Origin of the sequence: Roseivivax halodurans JCM 10272 (genome assembly GCF_000521785.1) — a bacterium.
Taxonomy (GTDB): domain Bacteria; phylum Pseudomonadota; class Alphaproteobacteria; order Rhodobacterales; family Rhodobacteraceae; genus Roseivivax; species Roseivivax halodurans.
Map to the genome: position 1 here is coordinate 198942 of NZ_JALZ01000001.1, position 13949 is coordinate 212890.

Genomic DNA, 13949 nt, shown 5'->3' on the forward strand with positions numbered 1-13949 from the left:
CGGTCTGACATGCCCGAATACGCCCCGATCGAGATCCCCGAGAGCCCGAAGCTCGCCCACAACATCACCCATTTCGCCCGGGCGCTGCGCCGGGCGGGGCTCCCCGTCGGCACCGGCCGGGTGATCGACGCGGTGCGGGCGGTGGAGGCGGCGGGCTTCACCTCGCGCACGGATTTCTACTGGACGCTGCATGCCTGCTTCGTCTCGCGGCCGGAGCACCGGGTCGTGTTCCATCAGGTCTTCCGGCTCTACTGGCGCGATCCGCGCTATCTCGAGCACATGATGGCGATGATGCTGCCCGCGGTGCGCGGCGTGCAGGAGGAGCGCGCCGCCGATGCCGCCGAGAAGCGCGCGGCGGAAGCTCTTCTGGGCGACGCCGCGCCCGATCTGCCGGAGATGCCCGAGGCCGAGGACGACGAGGAGCTTTCCATCGAGGTCGACGCGAGCCGCACGATGTCGCGGGAGGAGAAGCTGCGCAGCCTCGATTTCGAGCAGATGTCGACCGCCGAGATCGCCGAGGCCAAGCGCATGATCGCAAAGCTGTCGCTGCCGGTGACGCCGATCCCGTCGCGCCGGGGCATGCCCTCGTCGCACGGGGCGCGGCCCGACTGGCGGCGGACGATCCGCGCGGCGATGCGGCAGGGCGGCGAGGTGCAGAGGCTGGCCCGGCAGACTCCGCGGCCGCGCTGGCCGAACCTCGTGGTGCTCTGCGACATCTCGGGGTCGATGTCGCAATATTCGCGCATGGTTCTGCACTTCCTGCACGCGGTCGCCAACCGCAAGGGCGCGGGGTGGGCGAAGGTGCACGCCTTCACCTTCGGCACCCGGCTGACAAACATCACCCGCCATCTCGCCACGCGCGACGTCGATCAGGCGCTGAAATCCGCGGGCGCCGAGGCGCAGGACTGGGAAGGCGGCACGCGGATCGGGTCCTGCCTGCACGAATTCAACCGCGACTGGTCGCGGCGGGTCATGGGGCAGGGCGCGGTGGTACTGCTGATCACGGACGGGCTCGACCGCGACGATGCGGGGGCTCTGGGTCGCGAGATGGAGCGGCTGCACCTCTCCTCACGGCGGCTCATCTGGCTCAATCCGCTGCTGCGCTGGGACGGGTTCGCGCCGAAGGCGACGGGCATCCGCGCGATGCTGCCGCATGTGGACAGCTTCCGCGCGGGCCATTCGATCCGCTCGCTCGAGGATCTCGCCGAGGCGCTGTCGCGGCCGGACGATGCCGGGGACAAGGCGCGGCTTCTTGAAATGATGTGATCGGTCTTGGCGGTCCCTTGCCGGTTACCGCAAGGGGCGGGGGAACCGCCTCGCGCTCTTCCGGCGTTCTCCGTCTGACGCTGCATTGGGCAGCCACGGGAAGGAGATGTCATGACGACGGGCATTCTGAAGACGACGACGGCGCTTGCACTGGTTCTGAGCCTCGCGGCGCCGGGACCGATCCTCGCGCAGACCGAGGGCGACGGGCAGGGTCAGGAACTGACCGAAGAGGAGCTGCTGCTCCAGCAGCAGGAACAGGCCGCAGAAGAAGAGGCGGAGCCCGCTCCGGCAGAGGAGACCGCTCCGGCAGAGGAGGCCCCGGCCGAGGAGCAGGCGGCTCCGGAAGAGGCCGTACCGGCAGAGCCCGCGCCGGAAGAGCTGCAGGAGGCACCCGCCGAGACCGAGGCCCCCGCGGCCGAGGAGAGCGCGGCCGAGCCGGCCGAGACGACGGAGCCCGCCGAGAGCGCACCGGCGGAGGCCGAGGCGCCCGCAGCAGAGACCGAGGCGCCCGCCGCGGCTGAGGCGCCCGTCGCCGAAACCGAAGAGAGCGATGCGGCTTCGACCGAGGCGCAGCCCGAGGCGGACGCGGAGGCCGATGTCGAGGCGACCGGGGACGCGGATGCGACCGCGACCGAGAGCGAGGGTGCCGAGAGCGAGGGTGCCGAGACCGAGGCTCCTGCCGCCGACGCGCTGCCCGACCCCGAATCCGACACGCCGACGCGCTCGGCCAACCCCGAGCCGGCCGAGACCGAGGCACCGGCGGAGGACGCGGTCACCACGGAGGAGAGCGCTCCCGCTGCCGGTAGCGAAGCCACGGGTGAAGCCGCGGCCGAGACCGAAGAGCCGGTGCCAGCCGATGAGGAGGCGCCTGCTGCCGCGTCGGAGACCGGAGACGCGGACAGCGACGCGAGCCCGGAGGCGACCGCAACGGATGACGCCGCCCCCGAAGAAGATACGGACCGCGCGACGGCCGACGAGCTGAGGGAGAGCCTTGGCGGCGAGAGCGACAGCGAGAGTTCTGCGACGACGAGTGCTGCACCTGACGCCGAAGCTGATGCGGAGGCCGAGGCCACCACGGATGGCGAGGCCGAGACCGGTTCTGACGCGGATGCCGCAGCGGATGCCGAGACGACGGACGAGGACGCGCTGCGCCAGAGCCTCGAGGAGGCCGATCCGTCGGCCGAAGGCGAGGCGGACAGCGCGACCGCAGCCGAGGAAGGCGACGCTGCGACCGAGGATGCGGCTGCCGCCGAGGAAGAGCAGCAACCGCAGGACGCTGAGGCCGCTCAGGACGAGGCCGATACGCTCGCAGAGGAAGACCGGGCCGCGCAGACCGCGGCAGCGGCTTCGGGCGGGACCGAGAACGCCGAGGTGGTCGAGGAGACCGTGACCGAGGAATCCTCGCGCAGCTCGGACGAGGAGTTCGAGAGCGAGATGTCCGCGTCGAACGATGACGACGACGAGGATGACGGCGAGAGGGCCGAGAAGATCCGGACCTTCCTCGGCGGTGCCGCGGCCGGCGCGCTCGGTGCCGTGGCGATCGACCAGCTGCTGCGTCCGAACGAGCAGGTGGCGACGTCTGCCGGCGACCGCGTCGTGCTCGAGCGCAACGGCCAGTACCGGGTGCTGCGCAACGACGATGCGCTGCTGCGTCAGCCGGGCTCGGACGTGACCTCCTATCGCTATGACGACGGCTCGACCCGGTCGGTCGTGCTGCGCGAGGACGGCACCCAGATCGAGACGATCCGGGCCGCGGATGGCCGGGTGCTGCGCCGGACCCGGACGCTGCCGGGCGGCGAGACGGTTCTGCTCTTCGACGACACGCAGTCGTTCGAGGAAGTGTCGGTCGCCGATCTGCCGCAGGTGCAGCAGAACCGTCAGATGATCGAGTACCGCAATGCGGGCGAGGACGAGCTTCGCGCGGCGCTGCGCCAGGAGAACGTCGAGGGTCTGGACCGGTCCTTCTCGCTCAACCAGGTGCGCAACATCGCCGAGGTGCGGAACCTCGTGCAGGAGATCAACGTCGACTCGATCAACTTCGACACCGGATCTGCGGTCATCCGTCCGGACGAGGCCGAGGAACTGTCGGCGCTGGGCAACGCGATCCGTGACGTGATCGACGAGAACCCGGGCGAGGTGTTCCTGATCGAGGGCCACACCGATGCGGTCGGCTCTGCGGCGATGAACCTCGCGCTTTCGGACCGCCGTGCGGAATCGGTGGCGCTGGCGCTCAGCGAGTATTTCGACGTGCCGACCGAGAACATGGTTGTGCAAGGCTACGGCGAGTCCGACCTTCTGGTCGAGACCGAGGCGGACGAGCGTGCCAACCGCCGCGCCGCGGTGCGCCGGATCACGCCGCTGCTGGCTGCTCAGCAGTAAGCGACAGGGGTGGGGCCGCGAGGCCCCGTCTCAGTCCCGTTTCCGGACGGGCCAGACTTCGACGATGCCGGCGGCGAGCACCAGAGCGCCGCCGGCAATTTCGTACGTACCGAGATGCTCTCCGGCGAGAAGTGCGCCCGAGACGGCGCCGATCAGAACCTCGGACATGAGCAGGATGCCGGTGCGCGCGGGCTCGAGCCGGGGCGTCGCCCACATCAGACCCGCCATCGCCGCCCCCCACCAGAGCGCGCCCGCAGGCACCGCGACGACGAGCGCGGAGATCCCGGGCACGGGCGGGAACGGTTCGAGGAACGGGGCGAGGGCGAGCGTGCAGAGCGTCGCGCCGAGTGCGAAGACGAAGGCGGCGGCCTCGGGTCTGACCGCCGGGCGTCGGCTCATGGCCGTGGTCGCGATGGCCCAGAGCAGGCCCGAGACCAGCGCCAGCCATTCGCCGGTGCCGCGGGGGAGGGGAAGATCGCCGTCGGCGCCGAGCATGAGCCCAAGGCCCGCGAGGCCGAGCGCGATCGCGACGAGGCGCAGGCCCGGCACGGGCGCGCCGAGAGCCCAGGCGAGCAGCGTGCTCCAGACCGGCGTGAGGAAGAACAGCAGGATGATGATCGCGACGCGGCCGTAGACGAAACCGGTCGAGTAGAGCGCGAAGGACGCGCCGCCGAGCGCGATGGAGGCGAGCGCGAGGGGCGAGGCCGCGGCGATCTCGCGGCGGCGGATCCAGGCCACAGGGGAGAGCACGAGCGCGGCGGTGGCGACGATGGCGAGTGTGCCCCATGCGCCGGGCAGCGCGAGCGCGTCGAGACGGCGCACCGGGAGCCAGTAGAAGCCCCAGAGCACGCCGCTCGCCACCACGGTCGCGGTGGCGAGAGCGGTGATGCGCGCCTTGTCCAAGGCGGGGATCAGCCGAAGGTTTCGGCGAAGGTGCCCGCGTGGATCGCCTTCAGGTCGGCGAGGGGCGCCGAGCTCGATCCGAAGCTCACGTCGGTGCCGGTGAAGCGGCCGACGCTGGAGAGCGTGACGCCGGCGCGGGACGCGCGGGTCATGAGTTCCTCGGCGCAGTCGAAGTTGCAGGCGATGAGGTAGCGGCCCTGATCCTCGCCGAAGAGCACCGGGGTCTCGTCGCTGTCGATGCTGACCCCGACATCCGATCCGGCCGCCATCTCGAAGGCGGCGAGGGCGAGGCCGCCATCCGAGAGATCGGTGCAGGCGCGGATGAGATCGCGGTTGGCGCGGATGAACTCGCCGTTGCGGCGCTCCTCGTCGAGGTCGACCTCGGGGGCGTCGCCGTCCTCGCGCAGGAAGACTTCGGTCAGGAGCGCGGAGCGGCCGAGATGCGACCCGGTGCGACCGACGAGAAGGGCCACGTGGCCCTCGCGCGCCCGGTCCAGGATCGGCTCCTCGTCCGCGGCGATGAGGCCGACCGCGCCGATGGTGGGCGTCGGCAGGATCGCGGCGCCGTCGGTCTCGTTGTAGAGCGAGACGTTGCCCGAGACGATCGGCATGTCGAGCGCCTCGCAGGCGGCTCCAATGCCTTTGATCGCGCCCACGAACTGCCCCATGATCTGCGGCTTCTCGGGGTTGCCGAAGTTGAGGTTGTCGGTGCTGGCGAGGGGCTTCGCGCCGACCGCGCAGAGGTTGCGGTAGGCCTCGGCCACCGCCTGCATGCCGCCGAGCTCGGGGTTCGCCTTGACGTAGCGCGGGGTGACGTCGGCGGTGAAGGCGAGCTTCTTGTCGGTGCCGTGGACGCGGATCACGCCAGCGCCCCAGCCGGGGCCCTGGACCGTGTCGGCCATCACCATCGTGTCGTATTGCTCGTAGACCCAGGAGCGGCCGCAATAGTTCACGCTGCCGATGAGGTTCTTCAGCCCGTCGACGGGATCGATCTGCGGCACGTCCCAGATCGTCTCGGCGGGCGGCGTCTCCTCCCATGGGCGGTCGTATTCGGGGGCGCGGCCCGAGAGCGAGGAGAGCGGCAGGTTCGCCTTTTCCTCGCCGCCATGCATGACGACGAAGCGGTCGTCCGCGATGGTCTCGCCGACGATGGCGAAGTCGAGGTCCCACTTGTCGAATACCGCGCGGGCCTCGGCCTCGCGGGACGGATCGAGCACCATGAGCATGCGCTCCTGGCTTTCCGACAGCATCATCTCGTAGGCGGTCATGCCCGTCTCGCGGGTCGGCACGCGGTCGAGGTCGAGCCGGATGCCGAGCCCGCCCTTGTCGCCCATCTCGACCGCCGAGCAGGTGAGGCCCGCGGCGCCCATGTCCTGGATCGACACGACCGCGCCGGTCGCCATCAGCTCGAGACAGGCCTCCATCAGGCGCTTTTCGGTGAAGGGGTCGCCGACCTGCACGGTCGGGCGCTTTTCCTCTATGCCGGCGTCGAACTCGGCCGAGGCCATGGTCGCGCCGCCGACGCCGTCGCGGCCGGTCTTGGCGCCGAGATAGACGACCGGGCGGCCGACGCCGCTCGCCGCGGAGTAGAAGATGCTGTCGACGTCCGCGATGCCGGCGGCGAAGGCGTTCACGAGGCAGTTGCCGTCATAGGCCGGATCGAAGCGGACCTCGCCGCCGACCGTCGGCACGCCGAAGGCGTTGCCGTAGCCGCCGATCCCCTCGACGACGCCGTGCACGAGCTGCCGCGTCTTCGGGTGGTCCTTGCTCCCGAAGCTGAGCGCGTTCATCGCCGCGACGGGCCGCGCGCCCATGGTGAAGACGTCCCGCAGGATGCCGCCGACGCCGGTCGCCGCGCCCTGGTAGGGCTCGATATAGGAGGGGTGGTTGTGGCTCTCCATCTTGAAGACCACCGCCTGGCCGTCGCCGATATCGACGACGCCCGCGTTCTCGCCGGGGCCGCAGATCACCTGCGGGCCGCTGGTCGGCAGGGTGCGCAGCCACTTCTTGGAGGACTTGTAGGAGCAATGCTCGTTCCACATCGCCGAGAAGATGCCGAGCTCGGTGAAGGTCGGCTCGCGCCCGGTGATCTGCAGGATCCGCTCGTACTCGTCGGGCTTCAGACCGTGGGCGTCGATGATCTCGGGCGTGATGGCCGGTTCCTGCATGCTGAGCGCGTCCCTGTCGTGGCGTTGGGAGGCTCTTTAAGGCTTCGCCGCGCGAGGCGAAAGGGTGCGTGCCGGGCCTTCGGACGGATGAGGGGCGCTGCCCCTCTTGGCCTGACGGCCAATTCACCCCGGAGTATTTGTGCCAAGAAGAAGAGCGCGCAGGGAGTGAGGGGCGCAGGCGCGACTGCGGTCTTTTGTGGGGTATATTAATACCTATTTTGCAACGTGCTGTTTTGTATAGTGAAATCGGGCGCTGCGGTTCTTGACTGCACGTTTGCGATCCTTATAACCCGCCCATCGGATTGAGCGGGCCGCGCACCGTGCGCCTCTCGCAAGCCTACGAACTCAAACCAGGGGATCCCCCGTCATGAAAACCTTCTCTGCGACGCCCGCGGATATCGACAAGAAGTGGATCGTGATCGATGCCGAAGGGCTCGTTCTCGGTCGCCTCGCGTCGGTCGTCGCTTCGCGTCTGCGTGGCAAGCACAAGCCCAGCTTCACGCCGCACATCGACATGGGCGACAACGTCATCGTCATCAACGCCGACAAGGTGCAGCTGACCGGCAAGAAGCGCCAGGAGCACTTCTACTGGCACACCGGCTACCCGGGCGGCATCAAGTCGCGCACCAAGGAGCAGATCCTCGAGGGCGCGCATCCCGAGCGGGTCGTGTTCCAGGCGGTCAAGCGCATGCTGCCGGGCAACAAGCTCGCCAAGACGCAGCTGACCAACCTGCGCGTCTATGCCGGCACGGAGCACCCGCACGACGCCCAGTCGCCGGAAGTGCTCGACGTCAAGGCGATGAACCCCAAGAACACCCGGACGGCGAAATAATCATGGCTGATCAGATCAACTCCCTCGAAGAACTGGGCGAAGCCGCGGGCACCGCAGCTGTCGTCGAGCCCGAGATCAACCGCGAGCCGAAGCGCGACGAGCTCGGCCGCTCCTACGCGACGGGCCGCCGCAAGGACGCCACCGCGCGCGTCTGGATCAAGCCGGGCTCGGGCAAGGTGACGGTCAACGGCAAGCCGCTGAACGAGTATTTCGCACGCCCCGTGCTGCAGATGATCCTCAACCAGGCCTTCACCGTGGCCGGCGTCGAGGGCGAGTTCGACGTCATGGCGACCGTCAAGGGCGGCGGCCTCTCGGGCCAGGCCGGTGCGGTCAAGCACGGCATCTCCCAGGCGCTGCAGCTCTACAACCCCTCCTTGCGTCCCGCGCTGAAGGCGGCAGGCTTCCTGACCCGCGACAGCCGGACCGTCGAGCGCAAGAAGTACGGCCGCGCCAAGGCCCGCCGCAGCTTCCAGTTCTCGAAGCGCTGATACCAAGCGATTGGCGATGCCGTGTCTTGCGGCATCGCCCACGACCGCAGGGCGAATGATCGTGGACCATGGCTAGGCGCGTCCTGTTCCCCTTCGTGGGAGAGACTGTCGGCGGCAGCCACGTGTCGGCTCTCAGCCTTGCGCGGACGCTCGATCCGGGGCGGTTCGAGCCCGTCGTCTCGCAGCATGTGGACGGCCTCCTTTCCGACTATCTGGACCTGCTGGGTCTCCCGGCGATGCCTGCTCCCGATGTGGCTCTGCCTCGGCTGCGGCCGGTCTGGCGTCAGCCGTTCACGGTGCTGCGCCTTTTGAACGGCCTCAGCGCTTTCCTTCGGAAACATCGCATCGACATCGTGCACAGCCACGATCTGCGCATGCATGTTGCTTGGGGGCTTGCGGCGAGAGGTGCGGGCATTCCGCATGTCTGGCACCAGAGGACGCCGTCGCCGTCGCCGGTGACCCATCGCTTCAGCCGCCATTCGGCTGTCGTGCTGACCGTCTCGGAGTATTGCCGCAGCAAGCTTCCGGGTGCGATGGCGCGGCGGGCCGAAATCGTGCCGAACCCCGTGGAACTCGATGGCGCGATCGGCCGGGATCGGGCGCGGGCCACCCTGAGCGCGCGACTCGGGCAGCGCGGCGAGGACGGGATTGTCGGGTTCGTCTCCAACCTGGCGGATCGCAAGCGGCCCGAGCTTTTCGTCGAGGTTGCGGCACGGCTGGTCGAGGCGATGCCGGGCGCGGATCTCGCCTTTCCGATGATCGGGGCGGGAGACACCGAGGTGCGGCGCCGCGTCGAGGCGAGGATCCGCGATCTCGGGCTCGGGGATCGCGTGCAACTTCTTGGCCCCTGCTTTCCCGTGGCACCGCTGATCGAGGGCATGGACCTGCTGATCGCCCCGGCGCGGCACGAGGCCTTCGGCCGCACGCTCGTCGAAGCGATGTTGGCGGGCACGCCGGTGGTGGCCTCGGACGACGGCGGCCACAGCGACATCGTCGACGAGGGCAGGACCGGTCGTCTCGTCCCGCCCGATGACGGGGCGGCAATGGCGCATGCGGCCGGTGCGCTGCTGAGCGATGCGGCCATGCGGAGCGGGATCCGCGCCCGGGCGCGCGAGGAGGCGGAACGGCGCTTTTCTCCGCAGGCCCACACCGCCCGGGTCTCGGAAATATACGACCGCGTCACCGCGGGGGCATCTGGGGGCGTTTGATGAAAATTGTCTTCGTTGTCGGGTCGTTGCCGGATGTTCCCGGCGGAGGAGAACGCGTCCTGCGGGACGTGGCATGCGGCCTCGCGGCGCGCGGACACCAGGTCTGGGTGCTGCATTTCGGAAAGAGCCCGGCGACGGGGTTCTACGAGTTCGGCCATTCCGGCCTGCACACCGAGGCGCTGGCTTTGAAAACGCGCGACCGCATGGCCTGCGCCGTGAGCAAGAGCGTGGCATCGTGGCGCGGCGACGACGAGACCATGTTCTGGGCCAAGCATCTGGGCGGCCGCGTTGCCCTGCGCCGACGCCTTTCGGAGATAGGGCCGGACGTGGCCGTCGGCTTCATGGGAGTCGGGGTCTGCACTCTCGGGCCGGTGGCCAAGGAGCTGGGCCTGCCGTGGATCGCCTCGCTCCACAATGCGCCGGAGAAGCTCTTCCGGCCGGAGACGGGAAAGGCTTTGGCAACCCAGAGGATCATCCTCGACGCCTCGGCAATCGGGTTTCCGCTCGCGGAACATTTCGCCGATCTCGCCAAGCGCCGGCCGGAGCGGGAAGTGGTGCTGCCGAACCCGGTGGCCCTTCCGGACTGCGTGCCAGAGGCCCCGCGAGAGCGCCTGTGCCTGGCAGTGGGCCGGCTCGTGCCGGTCAAGCGCTTCGATCTTCTCATCTCCGCTTGGGCCATCGTCGCCGAGCGGGAGCCGGACTGGCGGCTGGACATTCTGGGCGAAGGGCCCGATCACGCGGCTCTCTCGGCGCAGATCGCGGAGCTGGGGCTGGAGACGTCGGTGACGCTGCGCGGGCCGCGGAAAGACGTCAGTGCATTTTACCAGCGGGCCGCCATGCTGCTGCATCCGGCGCGGTTCGAAGGCTTCGGCCTGGTCCTGGCCGAGGGCATGGGCCAAGGTCTGCCGGTCATCGGCAGCGCCGAGACGTCCGGCGTCCGCTCGCTGGTGCGCGACGGGGTCAACGGCCGGCTGCTGCCGGGGCCGCTGACGGCGGAGGCGATGGCGGAGGCCGTTCTCGAGCTGATAGGCGCGCCGGAGCGGCTCGCGCGCCTTCAGGAAAACGCGCCGGCGACGGTCGCGGATTATGCGCCGCAGCGCGCGATCGACCGCTGGGAAGCGGTCCTTCGGCAAACCGTGGCGCCTAGCGGTCCGGCGGGATGAGGCCGAGGCCGCGGAGATAGACGCCGATGCCGCTCTCGAGCAGGTCCTCGGGCGGGAAGGGCGACTGGTTGCCGGGCGAGTTGCGGGCGAAGAGCTCGACCACGCCGTGGCTCATGGCCCAGATATGGGCCGAGAACATCGAGGCGGGCGGCCGCCGGTTCTCGGGGATGTGCACGGAGAGGTCCGTCGCCGCGCGTTCGAGCACGCCCCAGGCGCGGTGGGCGACGGCGGCGAGGTCGGGCGAGCGGTTGACCGAGATGCCGCTCTCGAACATCGAGATGTAGTGGCCGGGATACTTGCGTGCGAAGGCAAGGTAGGCGCGGCCCACCGCCTCGAACGCGGCAAGGGCCGAGGGCTGGCCGGTCTCGTAGGCATGTTCCATCACGTCGCAGAAGATCTCGTAGCCCTGTTTCGCGGCTTCGGCGATGAGATCCTCGCGACCGTCGAAATGGCGGTAGACGGCGGCGGGGGTGACGCCGGCCTGCTTGGCGGCCTCGGACAGGGTGAAGCCCATCGGGCCTTTTGCCTCGATGAGCTCGAGCGCGGCGTCGACGAGGGCCTGCCGCAGGTTGCCGTGGTGATAGCCGCGTTTAGGCATGCCAGATGTCCGGGCCGCCGGCGATCTGTCCGTCGACGAGGCCGAGCGCCGCGTCGTTGCGGTTGTCGTAGGGCAGATCCGCCAGCACGCTGCGGATCGCCTCGAGCCGGGCGCGGCGCTTGTCGTCGGCGCGGATCACGGTCCAGGGCGCGTGGGCGGTGTGGGTCCGCTCGAACGTCTCGCGGATGGCGCCCGAATAGGCGTCCCAGCGCCAGAGCCCCTCGACGTCGATCTTGGACAGTTTCCACTGCTTGAGCGGGTCGCGTTCCCGGCTGAGGAGGCGGCGGAGCTGCTCGGCCTGGCCGACGTTGAGCCAGAGCTTCACGAGGTGGATGCCCTCGTCGGTCAGCATCTTCTCGAAATCGGGGGCCTGGCCGAAGAAATGCGCGCGCTGAACCTCGGTGCAGAAGCCGAAGACGTGCTCGACCACCGCGCGGTTGTACCAGGAGCGGTCGAAGAAGACGATCTCGCCCGCGGCGGGCAGCTCGTTCACGTAGCGCTGGAAGTACCACTGGCCGGCCTCGGTTTCGGACGGCGCGGGCAGGGCGACGAGCCGGGCGCGGCGCGGGTTGAGGTTCTCGCGGAAGCGCTTGATCGTGCCGCCCTTGCCGGAGGCGTCGCGCCCCTCGAAGAGGATGGCGACGCGGCGGCCGGTGCGGGCGACCCAGTGTTGCATCTTCACGAGCTCGATCTGCAGCGCGCGCAGGTCCCTCTCGTAGGGTTTCTTGCCCAGCCGCTCGGCATATGGAAAGGAGGGGGTCAGCACGCGGTCCGGGTCGCTGTCCGCGATCGCCCTGCGCACCTCGGCGGGGGCGTCGCGGTCGTGAAAGGCGCTGATCGCGCCATCGAAGGGCAGGGACTCGCTGGTCGTCACGGGGGGTGCGTCCTCGGCATGTGCGTCGGCGCTATGTAGGATGTTAAGGCCTTTAACGCAAACGCGCCGCGGGGGCGCGTCAGCGCAATCCGGCGCGGCGCGCGGCGCGGTCGATCGCGTCCTCGACGGGCTGCGGGGCGACCTGATGCGGCATGTGCCCGATCCCGTCCAGAACCGTGAGGCGGGCGTCCGGCAGGATGTCGGCGAGGCGCCTGGAGTGGATGTCGAGCGGCACGATCTCGTCCGCGTCGCCGTGCACGAGTTCCACCGGGAGCCGCAGGGAGGGGTAGCGCCTCGACATCTCGACGACGTGCGGGCGGAGCGTGTTCACCTGCCGCGCATTGGCGCGGAGCGAGGCGGGGCGCAGCGTCAGGCCGGCGCCGACATAGTCGAGATAGCCCTCGGGCGCGGCCTGCGGCGCGAAGATCGTCGCGACGGCCTCGTCGATGCGCGTCTCGCCGGCGGTGGCGGCGACGACGGGCGCGAGGAGCGCGCCGCCGACCGAGGAGCCGAGCACGGCGTATTGCGCGCCGAGATCGCCCGGCCACGGCATCGTGGCGCCGGAGACGACGACGAGCGCCGCGGGGTCGTGGTCGAGGGCCCAGGCCATCGCGACCGCGCCGCCGAAGGAATGGCCGACAACGACGGGGTTCGAGACGCCGAGCTTCGTTGCCGCGCGCGCCAGCAGGGCCGCCTGCTCCTGCGGGCTCTCGGCGCCCGCGTTGAACGCGCTTCCGTAGCCCGGCAGGCGCTCGGTATAGCCGAGGCCGGGGCGGTCGAAGGCGATGACGCGGTAGCGGTCGGTCATGCGCTCGGCGAAGCGGAAGGTCCAGTCGCGCAGGTTGCCGCTCGCCCCGTGGATCAGGACGAGGTCGGGCCCGGAGCCCGCCACATAGGCATGGACGCGGGTGCCGTCCACGTCGACGAACCGGCCGATCGGGGGCCAGCGCTCCTCGGCGCTGCGGGCTTCGGAGCCTGCGCGCTTGCCGGTCGCGGCGGCGCAGGCGGCAAGGACGAGGAGGGCGAGGGCGAGGACGGCCTTGAGGGTCATCGGGCCGCCACCGCGGGCGCGTCCGCCGCCTCTTCCCCGATGCGGGCGACCTCGTAGGGGGTGGTGAGATAGACCTGACTGATCCAGTTGCCGTAGAGCAGATGCGCGTGGCTGCGCCAGCGGTTCTGGGGCGGCAGGCCGGGGTCGTCGCCGGGATAGTAATTCGCAGGCACGTTGATCGGCTTTCCCGCCGCGACGTCGCGGTCGTATTCCTCTTTCAGCGTGCCGCTGTCGTATTCGAGGTGGTTGAAGATGTAGAGCGCGCGGTGGGCCGGATCCTCGACCAGCGCGGGGCCGGTCTCGGCGCTGTCGATCAGGATCGGGAGGCCGGCGGCGGTGATCTCGCCGCGGCGCAGTTCGGTCCAGCGGGAGACGGGCATCACCATGTCGTCGGAGAAGCCGCGCAGGTAGGGCGAGGCGGGCGCGAGGTTCTCGTGCCGGACGCAGCCGAAGGCCTTGGCCTCGAGCAGGTGCTTCTTCACGCCGTGGAAGTGGTGGATCATCGCCATGCCGCCCCAGCAGACGCCGAAGGTCGAATGCACGTGGCTCTGGGTCCAGTCGAAGACGCGGGTGAGCTCGTCCCAGTAGGTGACGTCCTCGAACTCGAGATGCTCGATCGGCGCGCCGGTGATGACGAGACCGTCGAACTTCTCACCGCTCGCCTCGACCTCCTCGAAGGGGCGGTAGAAGCTCTCCATGTGCTCGGCGGCGGTGTTCTTGGTCTCGTGGGAGGTCATGCGGATCAGCGAGAACTCGATCTGCAGGGGCGTCGCCCCGATGAGGCGCGCGAACTGGTTCTCGGTCGCGATCTTCTTGGGCATGAGGTTCAGAAGGCCGATGCGCAGCGGCCGGATGTCCTGTTTCTCGGCCAGCTCCTCCGACATCACCATCACGCCCTCGCGGTCGAGGACGGAATAGGCGGGCAGGTCGGCGGGAAGGCGGATGGGCATGTAAGGTCTCTGCAGCTGCGAAGGCGAGAGATAGGTCATGGGGCGCCCGGGCTCAAGCCGGCGCGCGGA

The 13949-nt window shown here is 69.6% G+C and carries 12 protein-coding genes; 6 read left to right on the forward strand and 6 right to left on the reverse strand.

Features of this window, described 5'->3' with window-relative positions:
- Positions 1-9: 9 nt before the first annotated feature.
- Both OCH239_RS00980 and OCH239_RS00985 read left to right on the forward strand, forming a co-directional pair.
- The gene (locus OCH239_RS00980) at positions 10-1266 is read left to right on the forward strand and encodes a vWA domain-containing protein (RefSeq protein WP_037257295.1); all 1257 of its coding nucleotides are present in this window, start codon (positions 10-12) and stop codon (positions 1264-1266) included.
- A gap of 111 nt (positions 1267-1377) precedes the next feature.
- Entirely contained in the window at positions 1378-3645 is a 2268-nt protein-coding gene (locus OCH239_RS00985; RefSeq protein WP_037257298.1) for an OmpA family protein, read from the forward strand.
- 30 nt (positions 3646-3675) lie between these two features.
- On the opposite strand, the gene OCH239_RS00990 is transcribed toward OCH239_RS00985, so the two are convergent.
- Together OCH239_RS00990 and purL are read right to left on the reverse strand one after the other, a co-directional pair.
- A complete protein-coding gene (locus tag OCH239_RS00990; protein ID WP_084781996.1) occupies positions 3676-4548 on the reverse strand; it encodes a DMT family transporter in 873 nt (290 codons plus the stop codon).
- Positions 4549-4556: 8 nt separating this feature from the next.
- Positions 4557-6716: a phosphoribosylformylglycinamidine synthase subunit PurL gene (purL, locus tag OCH239_RS00995; protein ID WP_037257301.1), complete on the reverse strand. Its 2160-nt coding sequence runs from the start codon at positions 6714-6716 to the stop codon at positions 4557-4559.
- Positions 6717-7083: 367 nt separating this feature from the next.
- On the opposite strand from purL, the gene rplM reads away from it, so the two are divergent.
- From rplM to OCH239_RS21580, 4 genes are all read left to right on the forward strand, one after another.
- A complete protein-coding gene (rplM, locus tag OCH239_RS01000) occupies positions 7084-7548 on the forward strand; it encodes a 50S ribosomal protein L13 (RefSeq protein WP_037257303.1) in 465 nt (154 codons plus the stop codon).
- Positions 7549-7550: 2 nt separating this feature from the next.
- Entirely contained in the window at positions 7551-8036 is a 486-nt protein-coding gene (gene rpsI / locus OCH239_RS01005; protein ID WP_037257306.1) for a 30S ribosomal protein S9, read from the forward strand.
- Between the two features lie 68 nt (positions 8037-8104).
- Complete coding sequence (locus OCH239_RS01010) at positions 8105-9244, forward strand: glycosyltransferase family 4 protein (protein ID WP_084782000.1); 1140 nt, start codon at positions 8105-8107, stop codon at positions 9242-9244.
- Positions 9244-10407, forward strand: coding sequence for a glycosyltransferase (locus tag OCH239_RS21580; protein WP_084782003.1), 1164 nt, complete (start codon positions 9244-9246; stop codon positions 10405-10407). Before OCH239_RS01010 ends, OCH239_RS21580 begins: the two co-directional genes overlap by 1 nt.
- Here OCH239_RS21580 and OCH239_RS01020 read toward each other — a convergent pair.
- The 4 genes from OCH239_RS01020 to OCH239_RS01035 form a co-directional block, all read right to left on the reverse strand.
- Positions 10388-11005 (reverse strand): TetR/AcrR family transcriptional regulator, encoded by a 618-nt coding sequence (locus OCH239_RS01020; RefSeq protein ID WP_037257308.1) that lies wholly within the window; start codon positions 11003-11005, stop codon positions 10388-10390. The genes OCH239_RS21580 and OCH239_RS01020 overlap by 20 nt on opposite strands.
- Complete coding sequence (gene ppk2, locus OCH239_RS01025; RefSeq protein WP_037257311.1) at positions 10998-11879, reverse strand: polyphosphate kinase 2; 882 nt, start codon at positions 11877-11879, stop codon at positions 10998-11000. Before ppk2 ends, OCH239_RS01020 begins: the two co-directional genes overlap by 8 nt.
- A 79-nt stretch (positions 11880-11958) precedes the next feature.
- Entirely contained in the window at positions 11959-12930 is a 972-nt protein-coding gene (locus tag OCH239_RS01030) for an alpha/beta fold hydrolase (RefSeq protein WP_037257314.1), read from the reverse strand.
- A complete protein-coding gene (locus tag OCH239_RS01035) occupies positions 12927-13880 on the reverse strand; it encodes a homoserine O-succinyltransferase (protein ID WP_037258074.1) in 954 nt (317 codons plus the stop codon). Before OCH239_RS01035 ends, OCH239_RS01030 begins: the two co-directional genes overlap by 4 nt.
- Positions 13881-13949 lie beyond the last annotated feature (69 nt).